25 protein-coding genes are annotated in these 26,544 nt (G+C 50.6%); 12 read left to right on the top strand and 13 right to left on the bottom strand.

Annotated features, from left to right (window positions below; genetic code table 11):
• Positions 1–192: 192 nt before the first annotated feature.
• Positions 193–672 carry an Lrp/AsnC family transcriptional regulator gene (locus A6301_RS04830; RefSeq protein ID WP_234257227.1) on the bottom strand — a complete coding sequence of 160 codons (480 nt, stop codon included), beginning with the start codon at positions 670–672 and terminating at the stop codon, positions 193–195.
• 362 nt (positions 673–1,034) lie between these two features.
• On the opposite strand from A6301_RS04830, the gene A6301_RS04825 reads away from it, so the two are divergent.
• A complete protein-coding gene (locus tag A6301_RS04825) occupies positions 1,035–2,420 on the top strand; it encodes an amino acid permease (RefSeq protein WP_205540217.1) in 1,386 nt (461 codons plus the stop codon).
• A gap of 217 nt (positions 2,421–2,637) precedes the next feature.
• Here A6301_RS04825 and A6301_RS04820 read toward each other — a convergent pair whose 3' ends face one another.
• Genes A6301_RS04820 through dnaB form a run of 3 tightly spaced genes read right to left on the bottom strand, consistent with a single transcriptional unit; the run spans position 2,638 to position 5,799 of the window.
• Positions 2,638–3,276, bottom strand: a complete 639-nt coding sequence (locus A6301_RS04820) for a hypothetical protein (protein WP_234257226.1) — start codon at positions 3,274–3,276, stop codon at positions 2,638–2,640.
• Positions 3,269–4,351 carry an alanine racemase gene (alr, locus tag A6301_RS04815; protein ID WP_107168081.1) on the bottom strand — a complete coding sequence of 361 codons (1,083 nt, stop codon included), beginning with the start codon at positions 4,349–4,351 and terminating at the stop codon, positions 3,269–3,271. Before alr ends, A6301_RS04820 begins: the two co-directional genes overlap by 8 nt.
• Positions 4,352–4,392: 41 nt before the next feature.
• Positions 4,393–5,799, bottom strand: coding sequence for a replicative DNA helicase (dnaB, locus tag A6301_RS04810; RefSeq protein ID WP_107168082.1), 1,407 nt, complete (start codon positions 5,797–5,799; stop codon positions 4,393–4,395).
• Between the two features lie 114 nt (positions 5,800–5,913).
• On the opposite strand from dnaB, the gene A6301_RS04805 reads away from it, so the two are divergent.
• From A6301_RS04805 to A6301_RS04795, 3 genes are all read left to right on the top strand, one after another.
• Positions 5,914–6,900 carry a quinone oxidoreductase gene (locus A6301_RS04805; protein ID WP_234257225.1) on the top strand — a complete coding sequence of 329 codons (987 nt, stop codon included), beginning with the start codon at positions 5,914–5,916 and terminating at the stop codon, positions 6,898–6,900.
• 334 nt (positions 6,901–7,234) lie between these two features.
• Positions 7,235–8,626: a cytochrome P450 gene (locus tag A6301_RS04800; protein WP_234257224.1), complete on the top strand. Its 1,392-nt coding sequence runs from the start codon at positions 7,235–7,237 to the stop codon at positions 8,624–8,626.
• A 160-nt stretch (positions 8,627–8,786) separates the two neighbouring features.
• The gene (locus A6301_RS04795; RefSeq protein ID WP_234257223.1) at positions 8,787–9,032 is read left to right on the top strand and encodes a hypothetical protein; all 246 of its coding nucleotides are present in this window, start codon (positions 8,787–8,789) and stop codon (positions 9,030–9,032) included.
• Positions 9,033–9,056: 24 nt separating this feature from the next.
• On the opposite strand, the gene pspG is transcribed toward A6301_RS04795, so the two are convergent.
• From pspG to A6301_RS04780, 3 genes are all read right to left on the bottom strand, one after another.
• On the bottom strand, positions 9,057–9,329 hold the full coding sequence (gene pspG, locus A6301_RS04790; protein WP_014701285.1) for an envelope stress response protein PspG: 273 nt from the start codon (positions 9,327–9,329) through the stop codon (positions 9,057–9,059).
• A gap of 166 nt (positions 9,330–9,495) precedes the next feature.
• A complete protein-coding gene (dusA, locus tag A6301_RS04785; RefSeq protein WP_234257222.1) occupies positions 9,496–10,518 on the bottom strand; it encodes a tRNA dihydrouridine(20/20a) synthase DusA in 1,023 nt (340 codons plus the stop codon).
• A 181-nt stretch (positions 10,519–10,699) separates the two neighbouring features.
• Positions 10,700–11,479: an ATP-grasp domain-containing protein gene (locus tag A6301_RS04780; protein ID WP_234257221.1), complete on the bottom strand. Its 780-nt coding sequence runs from the start codon at positions 11,477–11,479 to the stop codon at positions 10,700–10,702.
• Positions 11,480–11,867: 388 nt separating this feature from the next.
• Here A6301_RS04780 and A6301_RS04775 point away from each other — a divergent pair, with 388 nt between their 5' ends.
• A complete protein-coding gene (locus A6301_RS04775; protein WP_107168089.1) occupies positions 11,868–12,248 on the top strand; it encodes a hypothetical protein in 381 nt (126 codons plus the stop codon).
• Positions 12,249–12,342: 94 nt separating this feature from the next.
• Here the strand turns inward: A6301_RS04775 and A6301_RS04770 are convergent, their stop codons facing one another.
• The 3 genes from A6301_RS04770 to A6301_RS04760 all read right to left on the bottom strand — a co-directional run bounded on the left by A6301_RS04770 (position 12,343) and on the right by A6301_RS04760 (position 14,452).
• Positions 12,343–12,636 (bottom strand): hypothetical protein, encoded by a 294-nt coding sequence (locus A6301_RS04770; RefSeq protein WP_010279195.1) that lies wholly within the window; start codon positions 12,634–12,636, stop codon positions 12,343–12,345.
• 290 nt (positions 12,637–12,926) lie between these two features.
• Positions 12,927–13,583, bottom strand: a complete 657-nt coding sequence (locus A6301_RS04765; protein ID WP_234257220.1) for a DsbA family protein — start codon at positions 13,581–13,583, stop codon at positions 12,927–12,929.
• Positions 13,571–14,452 (bottom strand): MBL fold metallo-hydrolase, encoded by an 882-nt coding sequence (locus A6301_RS04760; protein WP_234257219.1) that lies wholly within the window; start codon positions 14,450–14,452, stop codon positions 13,571–13,573. Before A6301_RS04760 ends, A6301_RS04765 begins: the two co-directional genes overlap by 13 nt.
• Before the next feature lie 107 nt (positions 14,453–14,559).
• Here A6301_RS04760 and A6301_RS04755 point away from each other — a divergent pair, with 107 nt between their 5' ends.
• Complete coding sequence (locus tag A6301_RS04755; RefSeq protein ID WP_107168093.1) at positions 14,560–15,477, top strand: LysR family transcriptional regulator; 918 nt, start codon at positions 14,560–14,562, stop codon at positions 15,475–15,477.
• 13 nt (positions 15,478–15,490) lie between these two features.
• On the opposite strand, the gene A6301_RS04750 is transcribed toward A6301_RS04755, so the two are convergent.
• Positions 15,491–16,414 (bottom strand): LysR family transcriptional regulator, encoded by a 924-nt coding sequence (locus A6301_RS04750; protein ID WP_234257218.1) that lies wholly within the window; start codon positions 16,412–16,414, stop codon positions 15,491–15,493.
• Between the two features lie 135 nt (positions 16,415–16,549).
• Between A6301_RS04750 and lysA the strand changes: the two genes are divergently transcribed.
• Positions 16,550–17,812, top strand: a complete 1,263-nt coding sequence (gene lysA / locus A6301_RS04745; protein ID WP_234257217.1) for a diaminopimelate decarboxylase — start codon at positions 16,550–16,552, stop codon at positions 17,810–17,812.
• Here the strand turns inward: lysA and A6301_RS04740 are convergent.
• Entirely contained in the window at positions 17,809–18,768 is a 960-nt protein-coding gene (locus A6301_RS04740) for a DMT family transporter (protein ID WP_234257216.1), read from the bottom strand. The two genes, lysA and A6301_RS04740, sit on opposite strands and share 4 nt — an antisense overlap.
• A gap of 123 nt (positions 18,769–18,891) precedes the next feature.
• On the opposite strand from A6301_RS04740, the gene A6301_RS04735 reads away from it, so the two are divergent.
• The 5 genes from A6301_RS04735 to A6301_RS04715 all read left to right on the top strand — a co-directional run bounded on the left by A6301_RS04735 (position 18,892) and on the right by A6301_RS04715 (position 25,352).
• Positions 18,892–19,485 (top strand): helix-turn-helix domain-containing protein, encoded by a 594-nt coding sequence (locus tag A6301_RS04735; protein ID WP_370642170.1) that lies wholly within the window; start codon positions 18,892–18,894, stop codon positions 19,483–19,485.
• A gap of 382 nt (positions 19,486–19,867) precedes the next feature.
• Positions 19,868–21,172 (top strand): GntP family permease, encoded by a 1,305-nt coding sequence (locus tag A6301_RS04730; RefSeq protein ID WP_107168097.1) that lies wholly within the window; start codon positions 19,868–19,870, stop codon positions 21,170–21,172.
• 12 nt (positions 21,173–21,184) lie between these two features.
• Positions 21,185–22,342 (top strand): glycerate kinase, encoded by a 1,158-nt coding sequence (locus tag A6301_RS04725; RefSeq protein WP_205942451.1) that lies wholly within the window; start codon positions 21,185–21,187, stop codon positions 22,340–22,342.
• An 87-nt stretch (positions 22,343–22,429) separates the two neighbouring features.
• On the top strand, positions 22,430–23,872 hold the full coding sequence (gene pyk, locus A6301_RS04720; RefSeq protein WP_107168098.1) for a pyruvate kinase: 1,443 nt from the start codon (positions 22,430–22,432) through the stop codon (positions 23,870–23,872).
• 325 nt (positions 23,873–24,197) lie between these two features.
• The gene (locus A6301_RS04715) at positions 24,198–25,352 is read left to right on the top strand and encodes a CdaR family transcriptional regulator (protein ID WP_107168099.1); all 1,155 of its coding nucleotides are present in this window, start codon (positions 24,198–24,200) and stop codon (positions 25,350–25,352) included.
• 60 nt (positions 25,353–25,412) lie between these two features.
• On the opposite strand, the gene A6301_RS04710 is transcribed toward A6301_RS04715, so the two are convergent.
• A complete protein-coding gene (locus tag A6301_RS04710) occupies positions 25,413–26,426 on the bottom strand; it encodes a LacI family DNA-binding transcriptional regulator (protein ID WP_234257214.1) in 1,014 nt (337 codons plus the stop codon).
• Positions 26,427–26,544: the final 118 nt, after the last annotated feature.

The raw sequence follows: 26,544 nt of genomic DNA, 5'->3' as shown, positions 1-26,544 counted from the left end.
AGATGATACCGCTTAACGGCTGGTTTGCGCGAAATGTCCGCGGTAGTAAGAGCAACGTATTGAATTATATGAATGAAATAATGCATGATTTGTGCGTTATTGGTCTATCTATTGGTTATGTTGTGCGTTTCATTGTGATTTATTGCGTGTGTCGTTCGTTTTTCTGCACCAAATAGACGCAATTGCCCCAATTCAGGGCAACGCTGGGGATTCTGGCGTGATCAAACCGTTCTCTTTAAGGCGGTTCAATACCACTGAGGTTTTCAGATGCGCGACGCTCTTGTTCTGCGACAGAATCTGGCTAATCAGCGTGCTGAGCCCTGGCAGATCCGCAACGGCAACCTTTAACAGATAATCGGCATCGCCCGTGGTTTTGTAGGCGTCAATAATCGCATCCACTTCTCCTAGCATCTGGTGAAAGCGCTCGACGTATTCACTGGTGTGGTTGATTAACCGTACTTCAATTAACCCCAGGCATTCCAACCCAACCGCGTTTGGCGACAGTCGGGCATGATAACCGAGAATCAGCTGCGCCTGTTCTAACGCGATACGGCGGCGGGAGCATTGCGAGGCGGAAAGCCCGACCAGCTCGCTCAATTCCTGATTGGTCAGGCGGCCGTTAGTCTGTAGCAGCGTCAGGATTTTCAGATCGAAATCATCAATGTTGTACATCGCGTTCCCTAAACCATGTCAGATAGTCAGTCAAACAGACTACCAGCTTTTTAAGCCGTGTTGCGTATGAGTTTTTTATCGCTACAGGCGCACTCAGTCACGGTTTGCACTATGATGGGTCACATTCATGCATGGTTGAGCATAAAGTGCCGTTATTGTGTGCGTAATTTGGTTTTTTCGTGCACTAAATGTAGATATTTTTCTGTTTTATGCATGATGTGTGAAATTGCGAAGAAAATAAATTCTTAAAATTTTCATCGTGTTATCAGCATCGTGGCGATGTTGGATCTTCGCCGCCAGTTATCTGGCCTGATAGTTGCTAAATCCTCTCGGTTTGAATTTTATTGCTGACGGGGAAAAAAATGGAGACACAACAAACAGAAGGGCAATTGAAGAGGGGATTAAAAAATCGCCATATTCAATTAATTGCACTGGGTGGTGCCGTGGGAACCGGGCTATTTCTGGGCATCGCACAGACGATAAAAATGGCTGGGCCGTCAGTACTGCTCGGCTATGCGATTGCGGGCGTGATCGCATTCTTTATTATGCGCCAGTTGGGTGAAATGGTGGTGGAAGAGCCCGTCGCGGGGTCGTTCAGCCATTTTGCGTATAAATATTGGGGCGAGTTCGCCGGGTTTATGTCTGGTTGGAATTACTGGGTGCTGTATGTTTTGGTGAGTATGGCTGAATTAACCGCTGTCGGAATCTATATTCAGTACTGGTGGCCGGATGTGCCAACCTGGGTGTCTGCGGGGATCTTCTTTGTACTGATCAACGCCATCAATCTGACTAGCGTTAAAGTGTATGGCGAAATGGAATTCTGGTTTTCGATCATCAAGGTTGCGGCGATTATGGGGATGATCGTGTTTGGCTGCTATTTGTTGTTCAGCGGCGCGGGTGGCCCAGAGGCGAGTGTCGCAAATTTGTGGCAGCATGGCGGCTTCTTCCCGAACGGTGTGAGTGGCATGGTCATGGCGATGGCGGTGATCATGTTCTCCTTTGGTGGGTTGGAGCTGGTAGGGATTACCGCGGCTGAAGCGGACGATCCGCAAAACAGCATTCCACGCGCGACGAATCAGGTTATCTACCGCATTCTGCTGTTTTACGTTGGGGCGCTGGCGGTGTTGTTATCGCTGTACCCATGGGGGAAAGTGGTAGAAGGCGGGAGTCCATTTGTCATGATTTTTCATGCGCTGGATAGTAACGCGGTGGCGACCGTATTGAATCTGGTGGTGCTGTCGGCGGCGTTATCGGTTTACAACAGCTGTGTGTACTGTAACAGCCGGATGTTGTTTGGTCTGGCGAAGCAGGGGAACGCACCGCGTGCGTTGCTGAACGTCAATAAGCGCGGTATTCCATTGATGGCACTTGGCGTATCGGCGCTTGCGACGGCACTGTGTGTTGTGATCAACTACCTCATGCCGGGTAAAGCCTTTGAATTGCTGATGGCGCTGGTGGTGTCTGCACTGGTGATTAACTGGGCGATGATTTGCATTACTCACCTGAAATTCCGTGCGGCGAAACAGCAGGAAGGTCAGGAAACACGCTTTAAAAGCCTCGGTTACCCGGTGACGAATGTGATTTGTCTGCTGTTTCTGGCGGGTATTTTAGTCATTATGGCGATGACGCCGGGTATTCAGATCTCAGTATTGTTGATCCCGGTCTGGCTATTCGCGCTGGCGGTGAGCTACAGGGTGAAAAAGAAGAAAAGTACGGTGGCTGCGCTGGCGGTGAAAGCGGACTATTAAGCCAAAAGGCACTTCCTGTGGTGGAGTGCCGATATTTATTCAGTTAATGGTGTTTATCTTTTAAATGATGGTTTCTAAACTGCCTGTGCGGCAATGAACCTCATCCACCGACGCCGTATTGCGTGAGATATTTCTAAGCTGCCTATACGGCAGTGAACGCAACAAATGCGATTCTTCGCTAAATCGATGGTTCTCGGGATAGCTATTCCGAGAACCATCACTCCACAATAATCCGTTCGTCATTGTCTCCCAGACAGATACTTAGCTGCTGCCCGTCAGGGCTAAAAGCGCAGTAGGGGAGGGGTTCACGCAGGTAGAGATGTAGCGGAAGCACCAGATAAAGCGCGACCAGCAGTAATGCGGCGATGGCTTTAGTATACGTTGGGCGTGGCGCTATGGAATTGCGCTGGGCGTGCCGATATTTCACGATGCCGATAGTCGTCATCGCCACACCCACCAATATGGAAACATGCAGTTCGCCCGGTGTCGGAGAAAGTATCAGCTCCTCGTTGTCATAATCCTGCCAGTATTGAATACGCCACAGCGCGCTGATACCGATTTGCACCAGACCCGCTAATACCAAGGCAACACGCCATCCCGAGAGTCGAAAGAGCGCCAGAAAGCAGAACCCTAACGCAGCGCAAGACCAGTAAATCAGATCGAATATCGCGCCGAACATACCGCCAAACAGTGTGCCGCCAACATCCGTTGGTTTCAGCGTATAAAAATTAATGAGGGCAAACAGCGTCAGGATAGCGGATGCGGCAAGCCAGCTTGCCGCATAGTAGATAGCCAGCCTGAAAGTTGGCAAGCCAGTGGCTTGCCGATAAAAACCAATCAGTCCGTTTTTACTCACCGTCGACGTATTCCAACGTAGTGCGCTGTGTTAAGCGGGTAATCAGCTCGTAGGCGCTGGCGCCCGTGTGTGCGGCAATGCGTTCAACCGATAGCGTTTGCCCCCAGAGAATCACCTCATCGCCCACTTTATCCTGCGCATCCGGCCCTAAATCAACCGTGATCATATCCATCGATACGCGGCCAGAAAGTGGTACTTCGCGCCCGTTGATGAGCACGGGTGTACCCGCTGGGGCGCAGCGTGGGTAGCCATCACCATAGCCAACGGCCACAACGCCCAGCCGTGTATCGCGCGGGCTAGTCCAGGTGCCTCCATAACCGACGGATTCCCCTGCTTTGTGCTCGCGAACGGCGATCAGGTGAGACGTAAAGGTCATCGCAGGTTGAAAGCCAAAATGTGCGGCATCTTCATTATCCAGCGGCGATACACCGTAGAGAATGATGCCGGGACGGACGCGATCGCGGTGTGCTTGTGGCCATAGCAGAATGCCGCCGGAAGCCGCGATGGACTGTGCGCCGGGCTTACCCTGTGTAAAGGCATCGAAACAGGCTAACTGGCGTTCGGTGGTTCCGGCTTCGGGCTCATCCGCGCGGCAAAAGTGGCTCATAATATTGACGGGCTGTACCACATTGCGGCATTCCGTCAGGCGTTGCCAAAATGCGTCGGCGTGTTCCGGCAGAACGCCAAGACGGTGCATGCCCGTATCGAGCTTCATCCACACGCGTATCGGTTGCGGCAGCGTAGCCTGTTCCAGCGCGGCAAGTTGCTCGGGGCTGTGAACGGCGGTTTCTAGCTGGTGTTCCACCAGAAGCGGGAGATCGTCAGCGGAGAAAAAGCCTTCCAGCAAGACAATGGATTTGGTGATACCTGCCGCGCGAAGCGCCAATGCTTCGGAGAGTCGCGCGACGCCGTAGCAGTCGGCGTCGCAGAAGGTGCGAGCGGATTCGATCATGCCGTGGCCGTAGGCGTTGGCTTTCACGACGGCAACGACCTGGCTGCCTGGCGCAAGCTGGCGGATACGTTGCAGGTTGTGGCGTAACGCACGCCGACTAATGACGGCGGTTGCCGTTTTCATTCTTGGTCCTTAGTGCAGTGTTGTCATTGCTGAGCGCTGCGTTATTCATCGTCATATTGTGGGCCGGCATAGTTATCAAAGCGCGACCACTGCCCGTTAAAGGTCAAGCGAACGGAACCAATCGGGCCGTTACGCTGTTTCCCCAGAATGATTTCAGCGATGCCTTTGAGATCGCTGTTTTCGTGATAAACCTCATCACGGTAGATAAACATAATCAGGTCGGCATCCTGCTCGATAGAGCCAGATTCACGCAGATCCGAGTTGACCGGACGCTTATCGGCGCGCTGTTCCAGACTACGGTTAAGCTGCGACAGCGCGACGACTGGAACTTGCAATTCTTTTGCCAACGCTTTGAGCGATCGGGAAATTTCTGCAATTTCCAGCGTGCGGTTGTCCGACAATGACGGCACGCGCATCAATTGCAGGTAGTCGATCATGATTAGGCTGAGGCCGTCATGTTCACGGAACACGCGGCGCGCGCGGGAACGCACTTCCGTCGGGGTCAGGCCAGAGGAGTCATCGATGTACATATTGCGCTTTTCCAGCAGGATTCCCATGGTGCTGGAGATACGTGCCCAGTCTTCATCGTCTAGCTGACCAGTACGGATTCGGGTTTGATCCACGCGAGACAGCGATGCCAACATACGCATCATAATCTGTTCACCGGGCATCTCCAGACTGAAGATCAGCACGGGTTTATCCTGCATCATCGCCGCGTTTTCACACAGGTTCATGGCGAAGGTGGTTTTCCCCATGGATGGGCGAGCCGCGACGATGATCAAATCGGATTTCTGCAAGCCAGCGGTCTTTTTATCCAGATCCTGATAGCCGGTAGACACACCGGTTACGCCGTCGTGCGGGCGCTGATATAACTGTTCGATACGGGAAACCGTGTCTTCCAGAATGCGGTCGATGCTTTTCGGGCCTTCATCTTTGCTGGCACGGTTTTCGGCGATCTGAAAGACGCGGGACTCCGCCAGATCGAGCAGATCTTCACTGCTGCGGCCCTGGGGATCGTAACCCGCATCGGCGATCTCATTGGCGACAGAAATCATCTCACGCACCACGGCGCGTTCGCGCACGATGTCGGCGTAGGCACCAATGTTAGCAGCGCTTGGGGTGTTTTTTGCCAACTCGGCCAGATAGGCGAAGCCACCCGCGGATTCCAATGAACCTTGCAGTTCGAGCGATTCGGATAACGTAATCAGGTCGATCGGCTTGCTCATTTCGAGCAGACGCTGCATCTCGGTGAAAATCAGGCGGTGGGCACGGTTATAGAAGTCGTTTGCGACAACGCGCTCAGCAACGTTATCCCAGCGTTCATTGTCGAGCATCAGGCCACCCAACACCGATTGCTCCGCTTCCAGCGAATGTGGCGGAAGTTTCAGACCTTCCATCTGGCGGTCACGGGGTTCATTCGATTTATTGCTGGGTCTTTTCTCTGCCATGAAACGGATTCTTTACCGGTTGATTTGCCGTTGGATTAGGGGGCATTGTATGAAATAACACAATCCATATCCATAATAGAGCAATGACGAACCTGTCACGATTAAGGAGATAACATGGCAAAACGCGTTCAGTTCCGAGCTTATGGTGGCCCAGAGGTTCTGCAATATGGGGATTTTACGCCTACCGAACCTGCTGCGGGAGAGGTTCAGGTGGAGAATCGCGCCATCGGTATTAATTTTATCGATACCTATATTCGCAGCGGCCTGTATCCGGTGCCTGATTTGCCTTCCGGGCTGGGAACCGAAGCGGCGGGCGTTGTGACGAAAGTCGGCGCGGGGGTTAGTGTGCTGAAAGTGGGCGATCGCGTCGTGTATGCGCAGTCCGGGCTGGGGGCGTACAGCGAGGTGCATAATGTGGTGGCAGAGAAGGTTGCGCTGCTGCCGGAGGCCATCAGCTTTGAGCAGGCTGCGGCTTCTTTCCTGAAAGGGCTAACGGTTTATTATCTGCTACGTCAGACGTATGAAATCAAGCCGAATGAAGTCTTCTTGTTCCATGCCGCTGCGGGCGGCGTAGGGTTGATTGCCTGCCAGTGGGCAAAGGCGCTGGGGGCGAAGCTGATCGGGACGGTGGGTTCTGATGAGAAGGCGGAACGGGCAAAACAGGCTGGTGCCTGGGCGACGATTAATTATCGTACCGAGAATATCGCACAGCGCGTTGCGGAACTGACCGATGGGCAGAAAGTGGCGGTCGTGTATGACTCGGTCGGGAAAGATACCTGGGAAGCCTCGCTCGATAGCCTGCGCCGTCGTGGGTTGATGGTCAGTTTCGGCAATGCGTCTGGGCCAGTAACGGGTGTCAATCTGGGGATATTGAACCAGAAAGGGTCGTTGTACGTCACGCGTCCTTCACTGTTTGGCTATGTGACGAACCGTGCCGAACTGGAACAGGCCAGCAATGAGCTGTTCTCATTGATCGCCAGCGGAGCGATTACGGTAGATGTGCCACAGAACCAGAAATTCGCGCTGTCGGATGCGCAAGCGGCCCATCGGGCGCTGGAAAGCCGCAGTACGCAGGGGTCATGCCTGCTGATTCCGGGCTAATGTTTAAGGAGGTTATCGTGCGTGTCGCGGTAACCTTTGTCTTTCTTCGCTTGGCCAGATGGGTTGCGGTTTACTTGCTGTGTTCTTCCGTAGAAGAAAATACCGCTGTCCGTGGTATTACTTATTAACAAAAAAACCAAATCAACATGTTTGTTTTTTAAACACCGCTCTGTAGGATTTGACGAAAACATAGACTCAGACGCTGATTCAAATTTTCTGCCTTGCTCGTTCTCTGCGTCGTACATTATTTCTCTACCTCTTCGCTATCTCAATTGTTGTTTTCACAGGTGATGTATTCATCTGCTTTTGAACATACATAAAGAAGGATGCGAACATGAGATCCATCAAACACCTGCCAATGCCTCCAACCCGAGGGATTCTCGGGCATGTTGATTATTTAAAACGACATGATGTCCATCTACAGATGCTGCGGTGGAAAGCGCAGTATGGCCGCTTTTATCGCTTAAGGTTGGGGCTTACATCTGCGATTGTGATTGCCGATGTTGAATGGATTCGCACCATCATGAAATACCGCCCTGATGAGTTTCGGCGTATTAGCAGTATTGAATCTGTTTTTCAGGAAGCCGGGCTGAACGGAGTTTTCTCATCGGAAGGCAAACGGTGGGAGAACCAGCGCAGACTGACGGAACCGATGTTTCAGCCTGCCCATTTGAAGTATTTCTATCCCAGCCTTAGGAAAGTGACCGCCCGGCTATCTGACCGCTTCACGGCGCTGGCCGAAAGCGGAGAGACCATCGCGCTGGTGGAGGAGTTTAAGCGCTATACGGTTGATATCACGTCATTACTGGCTTTTGGGGAAGATGTGAATACGCTTGAGCAGGGCGATAACCCGCTATCGCAAAGTTTACGCCGGCTGTTTCCCGTTATTAATGGGCGCAGCAGTGCTTTGTTTCCCCTATGGCGATACATCAGGAGAGCGCGAGATAAGCAGTTCGATGCAAGTCTGAGCCAGATTCGCGAGTACGTTGATGAATTTATTTATCACCAGCGCAAACGCATCCGCTTAAACCCGCAGTTAGTCGACGCGCCAGAGAATATGCTACAGGTAATGCTCGCCGAGCAGAAAAAAGACGAAACGCTGAAAGACGACGACATTGTGGCGAATGCGATTACGCTTCTTATCGCCGGGGAAGACACGACGGCGAATACGCTGACCTGGATGAGTTTCCTGCTTTGCTCGGCACCTTCGGTAGAAGAACGCGTGTTTCAGGAGTGTAAAGAGGCGACTGACGGGAGCGGCGCGATCCTTCCGTGGCCGCTTCCGCGCATGCCCTGGCTCACGGCGGCGATGTATGAATCGATGCGGATCAAGCCCGTTGCGCCTCTGCTGTACCTTGAGCCAACCAAGGACACCGTCATTAATGATTTCTTTATCAAAAAGGGCACACCTCTGCTGCTCATGCTCAATGCGAGCGGTTTCGATGACGCATTATTTCAGCAGCCCGATGATTTCGTGCCTGAACGGTGGCTTGAGCGTGGAAAAGCCGCTTTTTCCGATCTCCAGCCTTTTGGCGGCGGGCCGCGTATGTGCCCCGGACGATCGCTGGCATTAATGGAGATCAAACTGGGGTTTCATGCGCTTTGTAGCGGGTTTTGCGTAGAAGCACAGCAGCCCGCATCGGCGGTCACCGAGAGTTTTGCTTTTACGGTAACGCCATCGGGCTTTCGCGTGAAACTACACAAGCGCGAGAGGCTGCAAGAGTGAGGATTGCTATGGTGTGTGGGCAAACCGCAGGAGGCAGGGGCTGAACGAGAAAGCCTGACAATAATACCGACTCATTAAGAGCCGGTATTATTGCCTGAAAGGCCGTGGCCGTTACGCAAATTTCATCAGACTGTATGTAGGGTACAGCGTGGTGATCGTCATGAAGGTGCCGCTATGCGGCTATTATTTCCTGACGACGATGAAATCGTGTGGCATGTTTGCCACGACGTTTGTTCACTCTGTAAACGACAATCGAGTGTCAAACAGTGGCGTCATCCTAGCAGCCACATCAGGGAAAAAATATCTGCTGGCGCACACTTTTGTACTAAAACCTCCTGTATTAAAACAAGGCTGTATTAAACAAATTGGTGTTAAACATGGCATTGGCCATTATTTTTGCGCGTAATTCAGATTTTTCCCTTTTATGGCATTACCACTGGTTCCCATTGCGCTGACGATAGGTGTATTTTTGATAGGTATAACGGTGCGAGTTGTAGACTGGTCGTCCACTAAACTTGCGCCATAGCCATACCGCTGCAACGGCCAAAATCAGCCACGGTAGCACCTTTATTGCCATGCTAAACAGCCCGCCAATCAGCATAAAAAGGGATGCCACAAACAGTGCTGCAATCACGCCAAGCAGTGACACGCCCGTCAACATCAGCATGATAAAAAAGCCAATAACGAAGAAAATTTCTAACATGGTGTGCTCCTGTAGCGATTAAACCGCAGAAAAATGAGTCTGCGTGCTACATAAGCAATTACAAGAATCGTGCCAAGATAGGCCGCTGATAAGTGATTGATTTATCAGCGATGCCAGAAAGAGAATTGAGAGTGTGTTGGTGGAAAACACTAACTATTGGTATTTTTTAAACCAGATTAACCAGCGTCAGCGCACGTTCTACTACCGCAGCGTCGGCACCGGGTTTGTGAGCGTTTTCGCTGAGGTAGCGTCGCCACTGACGAGCACCAGTGATGCCCTGAAACATGCCGAGCATATGACGTGTAATGTGGCCTAATGACGCCCCGGCAGAAAGTTCGCGTTCGATGTAGGGGTACATGGTTCGTACAACGCCAGCCAAATCTGGCGTGGTGGCGTCAATACCAAACAGTTCACGGTCAACCTGCGCCAGAATACCGGGATTTTGGTAAGCTTCACGCCCCATCATCACGCCGTCCAGATGCTGTAAATGCGTTTTGGCTTCTTCCAGCGTTTTGACGCCGCCGTTGATGGCGAGGGTGAGCGCCGGAAAATCGCGCTTGAGCTGGTAAACGCGCGGATAATCCAGCGGCGGAATTTCCCGATTCTCTTTCGGGCTAAGGCCCGATAGCCAGGCTTTGCGCGCGTGGATGATGAAGGTATCGCACTCGCCGCGCCCAGCAACGGTTTGGATAAACTCGCACAAGAATTCATAGCTGTCTTGATCGTCAATGCCGATGCGGGTTTTCACCGTAATCGGGATTGATGTGCTGTCTTTCATTGCCTTGATGCAGTCTGCTACTAGCGCGGCTTCGCCCATCAGGCAGGCACCGAAACGGCCATTTTGTACACGGTCAGACGGGCAACCGACGTTCAGATTGACTTCATCATAGCCGCGCTGCTCTGCCAGTTTGGCGCATTGAGCCAACGCTGTAGGATCGCTACCACCGAGTTGCAGCGCCAATGGATGCTCTTCTTCGCTATAGGCCAGATAATCGCCTTTGCCATGAAGAATCGCACCAGTTGTTACCATTTCCGTATACAGCAGCGTTTGGCTAGTGAGTTGGCGAAGGAAGTAACGGCAATGACGATCGGTCCAGTCGAGCATCGGCGCAATGGAGAAGCGGTTAAGGTGAGAGACGCGGGAATCGGCTGATACCGCGTTGTTTTTACCTGATTTTACGTCGGTCATGGTTTGTCAGTCATCGTTTCGTGTGTTTTTGGCGGTGCTGTCTGAGGTTACCTTTACTGGCGCGGGATTGTAGCACAGAGGGAAAGCCGTGACTGAGTGTTATCTTCCCCTGTATTGGGGAAAACACATCGCCAGTTCGCGATAACGTTATCTCAATAAAAATGAATCACGGCTCTATTCACTACACATTAAGGAATATTTTAATAAAGGCTTCGACGTCCCATTCTTTAGTATCAGAGACTTGCCCATCGCCAATTTCTATAAGGCGAAGTTCACCAGAAGTATTTTCAACCATGTCAATGGAGAAAAAGGGAGAGCTTATGCGTTGTGCTATTTCAACAACAATATCGGGAACAATGCCATTAGAGGAATAGACTTTATTTTTAAACGAAAAATATCGGCGTTCGCTGGTTTTTACAATGTTCTCAACCTGTCTTAGGCTAAGTCCACCTTCGATTTCACCACGAAATTTTTTAATAGATTTTATGACTTCCCTGATTTCTTCAGCATTGTTGGCAATAGAGCCTCTGGAGGTGGTTAGCGATTTAACATAGTCTTTAACGAAATAAGAAGGCCATTTTAACTGATTGGTCATCTGCTCTACATCATCATTTTCTTTTAAGAAAACGGTCTTTGGCGTATATTTTTCGCATGATTTATACCATCCCGTAATATAATGGCATGAGAGGTAGTTATCTAATGATATAAGCATGTTACCACCATTGTGGTTCGCGGCAGTGCTCAACCTTTCATATTCTTCTGCTTTGAGCATCCAGCCTCGCCAAATTACGGGGGTATTCGGTTCAATGCTCGTTGAAAATCGATATTTTCCGTTTGATGCATGTTGTGTTGATAATAATACACACGACAAACCACTTTCTCTCGCACAGTTATACTCTGTCTCAAACATCTCATCCACTTTTGCGGTATTAAAGTAATCACTGGGGTAAATTATATTCATGTAAATACTCTTGAAAAGGAAATGTGATTTTGAAATTTTAAATAATTTATCACATTTATTGAAAATAATCAGTTGCTAATCAGCAAGATTTTTTCCGAAAAATAGCTTGAGAACCAATCAGAGTACTCGCAGTAACCTGCTGAATATGCCGAACCGAAAGGTACCTCTTTCATCAGGCTCGCAGCGTTGATTGGATATTATCGTTAACATGCTTAAGTTATAAAACAGTTTAATAAGCTATTTCCTCTTTTTCTCATACACTCTCTGTGCACTGCGTATCTCACATTATATTTAGTACCTTGCTGGCTAAAATGTAATGTTTTTTATTATAGATGCGACAGGGCTTTGTTTTTTATCTTTCAAATAATTTAATATATAGAGGTTAATTATGTTAGAAGCCGGAACGTATTCTAGCGAAGATGGTAAACATACACTGGTTATTACCGATCCTGATTTTGCAGGAGCAACATTTACCGGAACATTCACCGCAAAAGATACACCTGTAGGTGAATTTATTTATCAAGGGGAATCTTTCTCTGGGTCATGGCTCTATACCGCTGGGCGAGCCACAATCAATTTAGGTGTTGCATGCACCTATCGTAATAACATTGGTGGTTACAACTATGTTATTCGTGACTATTGGGTTGGAACATCAACGGATACCCCTCAACAAATTACGTTAAGCGGCAGCCGTTCGTATACCACGATTAGCGGTGGCCAACAGCGTTTTTCATTTGAAGATGTTGTTTTTACCCGTCAAGCTGACTGATATAAAAATATTATAATCCGTCATTAATGCGGATGTTTACTAGGCCTCGGCGGATTCGTCGAGGCTTTTTTGATCAAGACGTCCTGTAGATAAATTAATGCAACTCAACTTCCCAGTCTTCATAAGGTGGTTCAACGGTGAAACTGGGGTCGCAGTATTGTCGTAAATAGTCTGTTGCCCGTTTTTCGGCATATTTGGCGTTCAGTACGTTGCCGTCTTCATCCAGTTCTAACACGTTGGCGTAGATAGCGAAGACCTGTTCAAACGCGCTGGGCTCTTCACCGTATAGCGAAAGGTAGTCAATGCCTTCAAGCGTATTTTGGGTGCCGCTAGCCATAAAATAGGCAAACGTTCTTAATGCACTGCTAAAGCTGTGGCTTAATTTCATTGTTAATCCCCCCCGTTATTGACTGCTTTGCGCATTTATAGCCCATCAATAGGCATCAGCCCGCTGTATTCATCAGCGTAAGCGTACTTTCCGGCCATCACGCTGGGCGCATCGCTCTCACGTTGCTTTCCTTTCAACGCGATGGATGAATACGCGCGGTAGTGCGCTGATTGATCACGAAGGAGATACTTTAGCGGTTTGCAGGGATGAGATACAAACTGCATTGAGAACAAAAAAGGAAAGGGAGCAGGCTATTGGCTTGCTCCCTTGAGAAAGGTGGGGCGCTGTGATTATGCCGTTGCGTGGTTGACCATCTGTATGAGCATGCTACGCCACGCTTCTACCTGACCGAGGTAGTTTGCCGCGGGTATTTGTTGGAAATTCCCGTTGGCATCTTCTAGCGCAAAAGTAGGAAAACCTTGTCCGCGCACTTTTGCCAGAAGTTCCCGGCTGGCGTTGATGTGCTGTGACAGTGTTTCTGCTCGAACAAACGTCAACTCCGTGCAGAAGGCATCGCCATCCAGGCCGATTGCTTCTGCACATTGACGCAGCACGGCGGTGTCGACGATCTTGAGACCGGAAACGTAGTGTGCTTGCTCAATCTGGTACAGCATCGCCATGCCTTTGTCGTCTATGGCTTCCGCAGCCAGTACAGCAGCCGTCGGCGGCGCGGAATCCAGCACGACGCTGGTATCGCGCAGCAGTCCTTCGTAATAATCTTCTCCGAAGGTTTGCCCGGTTAACTGCGCAATACGGCGATCGTGAGGAATCACATAATCGTGCCACTCTGGGGTGATGGTCCGGCTATTGCTGCCGGTCATCATACCGCCTCCATGGAGGATCAGATCCAGTCCGTCAATCTCCTGCGCAGCCAGCGCGAGTGGGGCGGCGCCGTAGCACCAGCCGCACAAGGGATCGTAAATATAATGCAGTCTTACTGCGGCCACTTCATCTCACCTTTCAGAACTTGTGCGCTCAGTTCAAGACCCGATTCTTCTTTCAGCGTCGGGTAGTGTTTCTTCATTGCGGCGATCAGTTCGGCAGAATTTTTGCTTTTCGCCAGCTCTTTTTCCACCGTATCCAAATATTGCAGTGTGAACGTTACGTTTTTCAGGGTGTAATCTGTTGGTGCGATGAAGTGGCCTGGTACGACAGTGGTTGGCTTCAGCGCTTCAATGGATTTCAACGTTTCACGCCAGTGAACGCGAGATTCTGGCGTTTGAGTATCGGCAAGCCAGACGTGGATGTTGGCAGATACCGGAATACCGCCGACAACGGCTTTCAGCGAAGGAATCCAAACGTAAGTGCGATCGGGTGTTGGCCCTGTCAGTCCTTTCACTTCCAGTTTTTTACCATCAACGGTAAAGCTATCGCCTGCCAATAGTTGAGGAACAACGATCTCTTTCGGTGCGTTCTCTTTCAGAACCGGGCCCCAGTGTACCACTTTGCCGTCTTTGCTCGCGTTAATGGCATCGATGGTGGCTTGGGTCGCAATGATTTTAGCGTCTGGGAACGCGGCTTTAATCACGTCCAGACCGAAGTAATAATCAGGGTCGGAATGGCTGATATAGACGGTAGTCAGTTTCTTGCCAGTGGCTTTGATGCGATCAACCAGCGTTTGAGCATCGTTACGCTGGAACTGTGCATCAATCAGAGCAACTTCTGTATCGCCGCTGATAATCTCAGAAGAAACCGGGAATACACTGGCTTCGCCTGGATTAAATACGTCGATTTTTAACTCGGCGGCGTTGGCCGCAGAAGCCAGACCCAGTGATGCAGCGAGTAAAGATACGGTAAAAACGATAGATTTAGACATGGTGATACTCCACAGGTATGACAGAAAGTGGGTTCATGTTATGTTGCATTAATCGTACGAAAAACCGCAAAAACGGCAATTGTTTGTTGCATATAACGGACTAATCTATGGATCGCATTACGGCTGCGGAAGTGTTTGTGACTATTATAGACCGCGGCAGCATGATCGCAGCGGCAGAGACGCTGGATATGTCCCGAGCGATGGTAACGCGCTATCTGGCAGAGATGGAGACGTGGGCGGGCGCGCGGTTATTGCATCGCACCACGCGCAAGCTAAGCCTGACGGATGCGGGGGAAAAAACGCTGGCGCGCTGTCGGGAGATGCTGGCGCTGACGGCGGACATGCGTGTCGAGGCTGATACAGGCAATGCCATGTTAAGCGGCCTGCTACGCCTTAGCTGTTCACAGTCACTGGCGCAGGGAGCTGTCGGCATGGCGATAACGACTTTTCTGCGGCACCATCCTCGGGTCGCTATCGATCTGCAAATGAATAACCGGTCAGTGAATCTGGTCGAGGAGCGTATCGATCTGGCGTTGCGTATCACCAACGAGCTCGATCCCAATTTGATCGCGCGCCCGCTGGCAAGCTGCGAGTCGGTATTGTGTGCGTCACCTTCTTATTTGAATGAGCATGGTATTCCACGTCTACTTACCGATCTCTCAATTCATAACTGCCTGACCTACACCTATTTTGGCAAAAGCCTGTGGCATTTTTCCCGCGATGATGAAAAGTTTACGATTCCCGTCAGCGGGAACCTGAGCGGCAATGAATCGCTTGTGCTGCTGTCAGGTGCGTTGGAAGGCGCGGGGATTGCGCTGCAACCGCGCTATTCTGTAACACCTTATCTCGCCAGCGGGCAGTTGGTCGCGCTGCTGCCAGAATATCGCCCGCAGGAGATGGGCATTTACGGTATTTACACCTCTCGCCGCCAGATGCCCGCTGCGCTGCGTACTCTGTTAGATTTTCTGGTGGAGTGGTTTGCCCACGATCCGCGCTGGCGGACGCTGACCCAGAAAGTGCTGTAGAGCGAACCGAGCGTTACTGTTGTAAGGCCTGTTCCAGACGTGCAGGCACGCTTGCGGCGGACTGCTTGAGTTGTTCAATGACGGTATCGACGAGTGCCGACGCTGGGCGGTGCAACGGGCGGATCAGGCTGACAGTAAAGGGGACATCGATACTGAAAGGCCGCACGACCACGCCGGAGGCCGCATAATCCAAGGCGGTTAGCGGGTTGACGATGGACAGCCCAATGCCTGCCCGCACCATCGCACACACCGATGCAGCACTGTGGGTTTCCAGTACCATCCGGCGTGACACGCTCTGTTCCTGAAACAGTTTGTCCAGCAACTGACGATAGCTGTCGGCGCTCGACAGGCTAATAAAGGGTTGATGAGCAAAATCCTGCGGTGTGAGCACCGCTTTTTGTGCCAGTGGATGTTCGGCAGGCAGCACGCACACTTCATTTAATAACATCAGCGTTTGCCGCTCTGTACCGGCTGGTGTGAAGCTGTTTTCCGTTAACCCTAAATCATGGCGCTGCGCGGACAGCCACTCTTCCAGCAGCGGTGATTCCTGTGGAATGATGTGCAGATTAAGCAGCGGATAGCGTGCCAGCAGCGGTTTGCAAACGTCAGGCAATAGCGACTGTGAGAACACGGGCAGGCAGGCAATGGAAAGCTGTGCCTGCTGAAAACGGCGAATATCGCGGGCGGCGTTGATGATCCGTTCTAGTCCATAGTAAGAGCGTTGCACTTCTTCAAAGAGCTCTAGCCCCTGTGCGGTGGGGTAAAGCCTGCCGCGCAGTCGCTCGAACAACGTCATCTGAACCAGTTTCTCAAAGCGTGCCAGCTCGCGGCTGACGGTCGGCTGTGACGTATTCAGCAACGCCGCCGCTTCCGTCAGATTACCGGTCGTCATCACCGCATGGAAAATCTCGATGTGCCGTAAGGATACTGCTGCCATGTCGCCTCCTCTATTCACTGAAATAAACCATATCAGAAATGAATAGAGTCTACCTTAAACGATATTTGTGTACCCATTGGGTAATTTTTATAGTGATGCCCAATCACGTATAACTTCGCAAATCGGTAATTATTTATGCCTCACGATCTGAATGACCTCACTCATGCTCTGAACGCGCAAAGCCTGCGTGAACTGCCTGCCCGTTTTGGTTGCCCGGTGTGGGCCTATGACGCGCAGACCATCGTTAATCGCATCGCCCAACTGCGTCAGTTCGATACGATCCGCTTCGCGCAGAAGGCGTGTTCCAACACGCATATTTTGCGCCTGATGCGCGAACAAGGGGTGAAAGTCGATTCGGTATCGCTGGGGGAAATTGAGCGTGCGCTGGTGGCGGGGTTTGTGCCGGGTACTGACGCGCATGAGATCGTATTTACTGCCGATCTGCTGGATCGCCCGACGCTGCAACGCGTTGCCGAACTGAATATCCCGGTGAACGCGGGTTCGGTGGATATGCTAGAACAGCTTGGGCTGCAGTCACCGGGGCATCCGGTATGGCTGCGTGTGAATCCGGGTTTTGGTCATGGTCATAGCCAGAAAACTAATACCGGCGGCGAGAACAGCAAGCACGGTATCTGGTACGGCGATTTGCCGCTGGCGCTGGAACACATTCAGCGCTACCAGCTAAAGCTGGTGGGGATTCACATGCACATTGGCTCCGGCGTGGATTACGGCCATCTGGAACAGGTGTGCGAGGCGATGGTGCAGCAGGTCGTTGAACTGGGTCAGGATATCGAGGCGATTTCAGCGGGCGGCGGGCTGTCGATTCCCTATCGCCACGGGGAAGAAGCGATTGATACCGAACACTATTACGGGCTGTGGAACGCGGCGCGTGAGAAAATTGCCGCGCATCTCGGTCATCCGGTGACGCTGGAAATCGAACCCGGACGTTTTCTGGTGGCGGAATCCGGTGTGCTGGTGGCGGAAGTACGGGCGATAAAATCCATGGGCAGCCGCCATTTTGTGCTGGTCGATGCCGGGTTTAACGATCTGATGCGTCCGGCGATGTACGGCAGCTATCACCATGTTTCTCTGTTGTCAGGCGATGGCCGCGATATCAGCCAGTCCACGTTGCACGATAGCGTGATTGCAGGACCGCTGTGTGAATCTGGTGATGTGTTCACCCAACAGGCGGGGGGCGGCGTAGAAACCTTCCCATTGCCAGATGCGCAGGTTGGCGACTATCTGGTATTCCATGACACCGGCGCGTACGGTGCATCCATGTCCTCTAACTACAACAGCCGTCCGCTGCTGCCGGAAGTGCTGTTTGAAAATGGCGAACCGCGCCTGATTCGCCGTCGTCAGAACCTGACAGAGCTGTTGGCGCTGGAAGCGTTTTAATCGACATGGTTCGGCTGTGTCGGGGGAAAGGCGTCCTGTTTTTCCCCCGGATGCGGTGCATCATGACGCGGGTTATCCCTTTGCCGGTTGAACCTGATATGCCAGCCGAACGTCATCCCTGCGGCGGACAGCAGAATGGCGACGGCACCCGCAAGTTGCATCGCGTCTAACCGATGCCCAAAGGCTGCCCAGTCTACCAGAGCGGCAATGACCGGATAGATAAACGATAGCGCACCAACCAGCGCGGTCGGGATTTTCTGGATTGCGCTGTACAACAGCGTCGACATCAGCCCGGTATGGATCACACCAATCGCCACAAGCATTCCCCACTGTGACATGGTCGGAGAGGCAGGCATTGCCGCGAAGGGGGCAAGGATAACGACGCCAACGAACAGCTGTATCAGTACGATCACATGCGGCGGGAGCGCCGAGAGCTTTTTCGTTATCGCGGCCGCTACGGCGTAGAAGAACGCAGCACCCAATGCCATCAGTACACCAGACAGATAGCCTTTGTCAGCGCTGTCAGCACCTGTTTGCGCGCTGACGATCAGGACGATGCCGCTAAAAGCGCACAGTAGCCAGCAGACTTTGTTGAGGGTCAGTGTTTCCCTGAAAAAGATCGCGCCTAGCCCCACGAGCATAAAGGGCTGCGTATGATAAACCACCGTGGCGACGGCGATAGACGCGTGTGCATACGCGCCAAACAGCAGCGTCCAATTGAGTACCAGCGCTAGCCCGCCGAGTAGGGCAATGCCAGCCTGCTTCTTATTAATGACGTCCCGCCGCAGCAAGCCTAATAGTCCGCACACGATCAGCATCGTCAATGCGCCGAATGCGCAGCGCCAGAACACCACGGTCATGGCGGGTTGTCCTGTTGTCAAAACGAACCAGCCAACCGTACCGGAAATGAGCATCGCGATAGCCATTTCTATCGTGCCGCGAGTCTGGGATGTCATCTTTTTTCCTACCTATTTGTGCAAAGTGTGTGCTGTTATAGCGAACAAAATTTTTTATAATGAACAACAGGACAAAATAATGAACACAACGCCTTTGTTCGTCAAGTCGAACAAATGGTCATTATGGTGAACGCTATGACGATCGATAATCAGGAAAATGGCGCACAGGCGATTACGCCAATCGCACGGCTGGCCGTTGCTATTCGGCGTGAACGTGAACGGTTAAACCTGTCAGTCACCGAACTGGCAAAGCGAGCAGGGCTGGCAAAATCAACGCTTTCGCAGTTGGAAACCGGGATCGGCAACCCTAGCCTGGAAACGCTCTGGGCATTGGCGATGGCGCTTGATGTGCAGGTAAGCCAACTGATTGGTCAGTCTCGTCAGCATGTGCAGGTGATTCGTGCTAACGAAGGCGCGGCAACCTATTCGGAGCAGGCAAACTATGCTGCGACTCTGCTGGCTGCGTGTCCGGCAGGCGCGCAGCGTGATATTTATCGGCTCAACGTACAGCCGGGGGAAGCCAGAGTCTCTCAACCGCATAGGCCAGGGACGATTGAACATGTGATCCTGAGCCGTGGCCGCGCCAGAATCGGGCCAGTGACGCAACCCGTTGAATTGAGTGCAGGGGATTACATCAGCTATTCCGCTGATGTTCCGCATCTGTTTGATGCGCTAGAAGCGGATACGACAGCGGTAATGCTGATTGAACATGGCTGATGACGTAGCAGGAGGCTGTTTGGATTAGCACGCAGCCTCCTTTTTGTTTGCGCTGGTTTTCTGTGCCTTTTTACCCCTGCCTGACCAACCTTCGTTTCTGCTGTCGCCAAATCACAATGTGATAAACCTCTCGCTATCTTGTTCTCTGACACAGTTTTTTTTATTCAAATGCCCATTTTTTTCGTGTCTGGACACATAGGTCGATTTATTAGGAAAGCATAGAATAACCATCGTGAAATATTAATAGGGCGAGGTTTTAACGTTGTTCTTTATTAATCGTTAATAGAATTTAAAACATCATTTAATACAAATCGGCCAGGAAAAAGATTTGTATTCGTACCCTGCTGTCTATTTTTTATAAAAAACAAGAAGAGGTTTAATTATGCATGCAATGGAACCCCTTGGTTGGTATGGGGCTTTAATAGGTTTGTTTATTGCTATACTTCTTATTCTCAGAAAAGTTAATCCCGTCTATTCTTTGTTTTTTGGTGCCATCATTGGCGCTGTGATTGGCGGAGCCAATTTAGATCAAACTATTTCACTATTAACCTCCGGCACACAAAGTGTGATGGGCACCGTTATCCGCGTATTGGCGGCTGGTGTTTTAGCAGGAGTGATGATGGAGTCAGGAGCCGCAGAAACGATTGCCCAGGCAATCGTAAGAAAAATGGGGGAAGGAAAAGCTATTTTAGCGCTGACGTTAGCAACGATGATTATTACCTCCGTTGGCGTATTTATTCCTGTTGCCGTGTTAATTGTTGCCCCGATCGCGCTGTCTGTTGGGAATAAAATGGGCGTGTCAAAGTTGGCATTGCTATTGGCACTGTCTGGTGGCGGAAAAGCGGGCAATATTATTTCACCGAATCCGAATACCATTGCAGCAGCGAATGGGTTTCACCTGAGCTTGAGTGATGTGATGATTGCCGGTTTTATTCCTGCGGTTTGCGGCATGATAATGGCAGTGGTCGTTGCCACATTACTGAAGAACAAAGGTGTCAAGGTCAGCGAACAGGAAGCGAATGCCCTGTCTGCCACGGCCAGTGAAAAGGCCTATCCGACGCTTGGCAAAGCGATTGTAGCACCGTTGGTTGCCGTTGTTCTGCTGATGCTGAATCCCATTGGTTCTATTTTGCATATTGGCCTGCTCTCTTCTTTTAAACTTGATGCGATGTATGTACTGCCGCTGGCGGGGTTTATTGGTTTGATAGCGATGGGACAACAACACAAAATGTTGGCTTACACGGCATCCGGGTTGGAGAAAATGACGGCCACCGTGCTGATTTTAATTGGTGCAGGTGCGATTGCCGGATTAATTGCCGCTTCAAATTTATCGATACAGGTTGTCGCATTAATTAATGTTCTAGGTATTTCCGGCACCTTCCTGGCACCGATATCGGGTATTTTGATGGCTGCTGCCACAGCATCAACATCTACTGGCGTTATTTTAGCGACAGGAACATTTGGCGATGCTATTTCGCATATTGGCGCTCCTCCCATTGCCTCCGCCGTCATGGTTCATACTGGCGCTACCGTTATTGACTCTCTACCGCAGGGTAATTATTTCCACGTCACAGCACAAAGCATGAATATGAGTATTCGGCAGCGTATGGCCTTAATTCCTTATGAGGCGCTGGTAGGGGGGACAATGGCCATTGTCTCAACGGTTTTGTACGGTTTTGTTTTATAAGGTAGCGAGATAATGAACATGAAAAATGAAACGTTTGTTTTGGCACCAGACTCCTTCAAGGAAAGCATGACGGCAAAAGAAGTGTGTATTGCCATGGAAAAAGGTCTGAAAAAGATATTCCCTGAAGCGACGTATATTCACGTACCCATGGCAGATGGCGGTGAAGGCACCGTGCAATCATTGATTGATGCGACACAGGGACAAATTTTCCAGCAAACGGTGGTTGGTCCATTGGGCGAGCCGGTTGAAGCAACCTATGGTGTGATGGGCGACGGTGACATTGCCGTGATTGAAATGGCCTCTGCCAGCGGTATTCACCATGTTAATCAGGACACCAAAAATCCTTTGATCACGACGACTTACGGCACCGGCCAGTTGATTCGTGCCTGCCTGGATAAGGGGATCAAAAAGATCATCCTGGGTATCGGTGGTAGCGCAACCAATGATGGTGGCGCAGGGATGGCAGAAGCGCTTGGGGTGAAATTCTATGATGAAGCCGGTGAACGGCTAAACCGTGGCGGTGGTGCATTAGGAAGACTACATCATATTGATATTTCTGGCATTGATCAGCGTCTGGCTGGCATAGATATTCTGGTGGCGTGTGATGTGACTAACCCATTGTGTGGTGAAAATGGTGCTTCACATATTTTTGGACCGCAAAAGGGAGCAACGCCTGAAATGGTGAGCATGCTCGACGGCAATCTGTCTCACTATGCCACGCTTATTAAGGCACAGTTGGGTAAAGATATCGCTAGCCAGCCCGGCGCGGGAGCTGCGGGGGGGTTGGGGGCAGGCCTGATGGCGTTTACCGATTGCACGCTGCAAAAAGGCATTGAGATTGTGATTGAGTACAGCGGGCTGAGGGAAAAATTGTCTGAAGCCGATTTCTGTTTTACGGGGGAAGGACGTATTGATAGTCAGACCAAATTTGGTAAAACCCCCTACGGTGTGGCAAGAACGGCGAAGGAAAATAGCGTCCCGGTGATTGCGGTATCTGGCTGTGTAGGAAGCGGTGTTGAAGATCTCTATCAGGAAGGTATTGACGCCATCTTCGGTATTATTCCCCATGCGAAAAGTATCGATGGTTTATTAAAAGAAGGGGCGTTAAATATGGAACGCGCTTGTGAAAATATTGGACGTTTAATTAAGGCGACGTCTATCCATCATTAGTCCCTATTTTTTGCAGCGGATTGCTTTCCATTTCTTATACGGAATGGATACATAACATCGTTTTTTAGGATAAAAACAGGAAGAGAAATGACTGCATTTTTAAGAAGAACTAAAATTGTTGCAACACTGGGGCCAGCCACCGATCGTGATGATAATCTGGAGAAAATCATTAGCGCGGGCGTGAATGTTGTTCGATTTAATTTTTCTCATGGCACATTGGACGATCATATTATTCGTGCCGAAAAAATTCGTAATATTGCACGTAAACTTGATAAGCATGTGGCGATTTTAGGGGATTTACAGGGACCTAAAATCAGAGTGTCAACGTTCAAAGAGGGTAAGGTTTTTTTGAATGTTGGCGATACGTTTATTCTTGATGCCCGTCTGGAAAGAGGGCTAGGTGATAATCATCAGGTCGGTATCGATTATAAAAACCTGCCGAACGATGTTGTACCCGGCGATATTTTGCTGTTGGATGATGGTCGCGTTCAGTTAAAAGTGATGGGTGTGGCAGATGAAAAGATTACCACTCTCGTTACCGTCGGCGGTGTCTTATCCAATAATAAAGGGGTTAACAAGCTGGGCGGTGGGTTATCTGCTGATGCACTGACCGAGAAAGACAAAGCCGATATTTTGGTCGCCGCCAAGATTAATGTCGATTTTCTGGCCGTGTCATTCCCACGTAATGGTGACGATCTCCGTTATGCTCGCCAACTGGCGCGTGAGGCGGGTTGTCAGGCGGCCATTGTTGCCAAGGTTGAACGGGCTGAGGCGGTCGCTACACCAGAATGTATGGATGACATCATTTTGGCATCTGATGTGGTGATGGTAGCGCGTGGCGATCTGGGGGTAGAGATTGGTGATGCTGCGCTGGTTGGTGTGCAGAAAGCGTTGATCCAACGCGCTCGTCGTCTTAATCGCGTTGTGATTACGGCGACGCAAATGATGGAGTCGATGATTGCCAGCCCGATGCCAACGCGTGCTGAGGTGATGGATGTCGCGAATGCCGTGCTGGATGGCACTGATGCCGTCATGCTATCGGCGGAAACCGCCGCGGGGAGCTACCCGGAAGAAACGGTCATCGCTATGGCGAAAGTGTGTTTGGGAGCAGAAAAAGAGCCTCAGGTCACCGTGTCTAAGCACCGGCTTGACGTTGAGTTCGATAATGTTGAAGAAACGATCGCCATGTCGGCCATGTATGCAGCAAACCACCTCAAAGGTGTCAAAGCGATTGTCATCATGACCGAATCAGGGCGCACTGCACGGATGACCTCGCGTATTACGTCAGGCTTACCGATTTTTGCGCTGTCCCGTCATGAGAAGACGCTGAATCTTGCGGCACTCTATCGTGGTGTAACGCCGCTATTTTTTGCTAGCAAAGCTGAAGGGGTTTCGGCTGCGCACGATGCCATTACGCTACTGCGCGAAAAGGGCTATCTGGCTTCTGGAGATTTAGTCTTACTCACGCAGGGCGATCAAATGAGTCAGGTTGGCAGCTCTAATACCTGCCGTATCATGCGAGTCTCCTAATATATCGTCATATATTAAATTGCAGATGCATTGGCTATGTACCTGAAATGTGAATTGTTTCAGGTATAAAATACCTTTTAATTCATTTTTATTGATGGTTTTATTTGGTTTTTTATGTTGACGATAATAAATGATTGCTAACAGATAATTTAACTAATTAAAGTTGATTTTTATTCCCGTCGGGAAACAATGAGTGGATTTTTTCTTTTTTATAATAATGATTGGCGTGGTTTTATTAGCGTGAAACATGATGACGATAAATAGATATTAAATGAGAGCTTAATTTTCACGTTATATTTTATGCCACCTACGCCGGGGATAATTTATGGCTGACTATGATTTTGATGATAAATTGGCGTGCTCTATTGTGACGAGGACAATGCAGATTATTGATTGCAATGTGAATGTCATGGATGCACGAGGGCGAATTATCGGTAGTGGTGATAAGGAGCGTGTTGGCGAAATACATGAAGGTGCACTGTTAGCACTTACGCAGGAACGTATTGTTAATATTGATGACGCGTCCGTGCATATGCTACAGGGCGTCAGGCCGGGTGTTAATCTGCCTCTGCGCTTAAACGGGAATATTGTCGGTGTGATCGGGTTAACCGGTACACCAGCGGGGCTGCGTCAATATGGCGAATTGGTCTGTATGACGGCGGAAATGATGCTGGAACAGGCCCGATTACTCCAACTACTGGCACAAAATAGCCGTTTGCGGGAAGAGTTGGTACTCAGTCTGGTGCGCAGTTCTGCCTATTCAGCCACACAGTGCGAATGGGCGCAGCGATTAGGGGTCGATCTGCAAAAGCCTCGGATTGCGATGGTTGTTGAATTAGACAGCGGGCAACTGGGGGTCAGCACCGCGATGACAGAACTCCAGCAATTACAGTCACTGTTGATGGAAACCGATAAAGACGACCTGATGGCGATAGTCTCTCTGACTGAGATGGTGGTACTTAAGCCTGCGTTTATCCATGCGGAACGGTGGGAACCCGAAGAACATAAACGGCGGATGGAAAAATTATATCATCGGCTGCAAGAAGGGAGTTCTCTACGTGTGCGCCTGGCATTAGGCAACTTTTTTCCCGGTGATGGCGGCGTTGAACGTTCATACCATACGGCAAAAACGACGATGAAAGTGGGTAAGCAGCGCATGCCAGAAACACCATGCTACTGCTATCAGGATATGGAGTTACCTGTCCTGCTCGATAGCTTACGTGGAGGATGGCAGGCCAACGAACTGGTGCGTCCACTGCGTCGTCTAAAAGCGATGGATAACAATGGGGTATTTAGAAAAACGCTGCATACTTGGTTCAGGCATAATTTACAGGCTGCCGTCACCGCGAATGCACTCTATATTCATAAAAATACGCTGGAATACCGACTGCGGCGTATTTCTGAACTGACAGGGCTCAATCTGGCAAATTTTGACGATCGTTTTTTGCTTTACGTCGCGGTACAACTGGACGATGACTAAAGCGTGAAACGGGAACGTTCATTATGGTAATGACGTGCTGAAGTGTCTGAGCCGATACTATTAGACGGTAAAGTATGGCCCTTTCTGTACCGACTCACGTAGCTTCAGTTCGCCAGTAAAAGGTTGCAGTGGTTTAACGTCTTTGCCTGCAATCAGATCCAGTACTTGCGTAATCGCGGTGGCCGCCATTTCTTCGATCGGCATGTAAACGGTAGAAAGTGAAGGGTGCAGGTAGGTTGCGCAGGGTTCATCGTCAAAGCCGAAAACGGAGACATCCTGCGGCAATCTTTTCCCCGCTTCGTACAGCGCTTTCATTGCGCCAATCGCCATGTGATCGTTGCTGACAAACAGCGCACTAAAGCCGATGCCGTTATTCAGCAACTGCTGTGCAGCCTGATAGCCGCTGGCAACCAGGCTGGTTCCGTGTGCCACCCTACGCGGGTCAACTTCGATCTGGTGGGCGATTAAGGCTTGCTGATAGCCTGCGAGTCGTGCCCGTGCTGTCGGCGTTTGCATCGGTGCGGTGATGCAGGCGATCTCACGGTGACCTTGTTCGATCAGGTAATTTACCACGTCAAATGCGGCCTGCTGCTGGCGGAAGAAAATGCAGCGCTCCCGCGCCTGCGGCAGATCGCGATTCATCACGATCATCGGAATGGTCAGCGTATTCAGCAGCGCCATGAGATCCGTTTCGGACATATAGCGGGTATAGAGAATAATCGCGTCGCATTGCCTGTCAGACAGAAGTTGCACCGCACGATGCTCATCTTCCGGCGTATCGTGTCCGTCGGTTACGATGAGGTGTTTACCGTTGCTTTCCGCGATATCCGTAGCACGGCGCAGCAGACGGCCAAAATAGGGACCGTCAAAATTGGAGATAACGAGACCAATGCTGTTTGAGGTACGGCGAGCCAGCGAGCGTGCTAGAAAATTAGGACGGTAGCCGAGTTCATCCATTGCCTGAAATACGGCATCGCGTGTTGCCTGTTTGACCTGACCCGTGCCGTTGAGCACTCTGGATACGGTTGCTTTAGACACGCCCGCGCGTTTCGCCACCTCAAGCATGGTTTTCATTGCTACACCTTAATTGAGTATGATGACGGGCTGAAAGCGCCTATCCATCCCTGTTACGAGCATATTACCACAGGCATATTGTCGGATTTAACGCCCGATGCTCGTTTCTCAACCAGAT

The organism is Pectobacterium sp. IFB5596 (assembly GCF_021432585.1).
In the GTDB taxonomy this organism is placed as follows: Bacteria; Pseudomonadota; Gammaproteobacteria; order Enterobacterales; family Enterobacteriaceae; genus Pectobacterium; species Pectobacterium punjabense.
This window is presented reverse-complemented; position numbering and strand designations above follow the sequence as displayed.

Excerpts from the sequence above, each read along its gene's own strand:
- A6301_RS04830 (WP_234257227.1), bottom strand. The coding sequence starts at position 672 with ATGTACAACATTGATGATTTCGATCTGAAAATCCTGACGCTGCTACAG.
- A6301_RS04825 (WP_205540217.1), top strand. The coding sequence starts at position 1,035 with ATGGAGACACAACAAACAGAAGGGCAATTGAAGAGGGGATTAAAAAAT.
- alr (WP_107168081.1), bottom strand. The coding sequence starts at position 4,351 with ATGAAAACGGCAACCGCCGTCATTAGTCGGCGTGCGTTACGCCACAAC.
- dnaB (WP_107168082.1), bottom strand. The coding sequence starts at position 5,799 with ATGGCAGAGAAAAGACCCAGCAATAAATCGAATGAACCCCGTGACCGC.
- A6301_RS04805 (WP_234257225.1), top strand. The coding sequence starts at position 5,914 with ATGGCAAAACGCGTTCAGTTCCGAGCTTATGGTGGCCCAGAGGTTCTG.
- A6301_RS04800 (WP_234257224.1), top strand. The coding sequence starts at position 7,235 with ATGAGATCCATCAAACACCTGCCAATGCCTCCAACCCGAGGGATTCTC.
- A6301_RS04795 (WP_234257223.1), top strand. The coding sequence starts at position 8,787 with ATGAAGGTGCCGCTATGCGGCTATTATTTCCTGACGACGATGAAATCG.
- pspG (WP_014701285.1), bottom strand. The coding sequence starts at position 9,329 with ATGTTAGAAATTTTCTTCGTTATTGGCTTTTTTATCATGCTGATGTTG.
- dusA (WP_234257222.1), bottom strand. The coding sequence starts at position 10,518 with ATGACCGACGTAAAATCAGGTAAAAACAACGCGGTATCAGCCGATTCC.
- A6301_RS04780 (WP_234257221.1), bottom strand. The coding sequence starts at position 11,479 with ATGAATATAATTTACCCCAGTGATTACTTTAATACCGCAAAAGTGGAT.
- A6301_RS04775 (WP_107168089.1), top strand. The coding sequence starts at position 11,868 with ATGTTAGAAGCCGGAACGTATTCTAGCGAAGATGGTAAACATACACTG.
- A6301_RS04770 (WP_010279195.1), bottom strand. The coding sequence starts at position 12,636 with ATGAAATTAAGCCACAGCTTTAGCAGTGCATTAAGAACGTTTGCCTAT.
- A6301_RS04760 (WP_234257219.1), bottom strand. The coding sequence starts at position 14,452 with ATGTCTAAATCTATCGTTTTTACCGTATCTTTACTCGCTGCATCACTG.
- A6301_RS04755 (WP_107168093.1), top strand. The coding sequence starts at position 14,560 with ATGGATCGCATTACGGCTGCGGAAGTGTTTGTGACTATTATAGACCGC.
- A6301_RS04750 (WP_234257218.1), bottom strand. The coding sequence starts at position 16,414 with ATGGCAGCAGTATCCTTACGGCACATCGAGATTTTCCATGCGGTGATG.
- lysA (WP_234257217.1), top strand. The coding sequence starts at position 16,550 with ATGCCTCACGATCTGAATGACCTCACTCATGCTCTGAACGCGCAAAGC.
- A6301_RS04740 (WP_234257216.1), bottom strand. The coding sequence starts at position 18,768 with ATGACATCCCAGACTCGCGGCACGATAGAAATGGCTATCGCGATGCTC.
- A6301_RS04735 (WP_370642170.1), top strand. The coding sequence starts at position 18,892 with ATGGTGAACGCTATGACGATCGATAATCAGGAAAATGGCGCACAGGCG.
- A6301_RS04730 (WP_107168097.1), top strand. The coding sequence starts at position 19,868 with ATGCATGCAATGGAACCCCTTGGTTGGTATGGGGCTTTAATAGGTTTG.
- A6301_RS04725 (WP_205942451.1), top strand. The coding sequence starts at position 21,185 with ATGAACATGAAAAATGAAACGTTTGTTTTGGCACCAGACTCCTTCAAG.
- pyk (WP_107168098.1), top strand. The coding sequence starts at position 22,430 with ATGACTGCATTTTTAAGAAGAACTAAAATTGTTGCAACACTGGGGCCA.
- A6301_RS04715 (WP_107168099.1), top strand. The coding sequence starts at position 24,198 with ATGGCTGACTATGATTTTGATGATAAATTGGCGTGCTCTATTGTGACG.
- A6301_RS04710 (WP_234257214.1), bottom strand. The coding sequence starts at position 26,426 with ATGAAAACCATGCTTGAGGTGGCGAAACGCGCGGGCGTGTCTAAAGCA.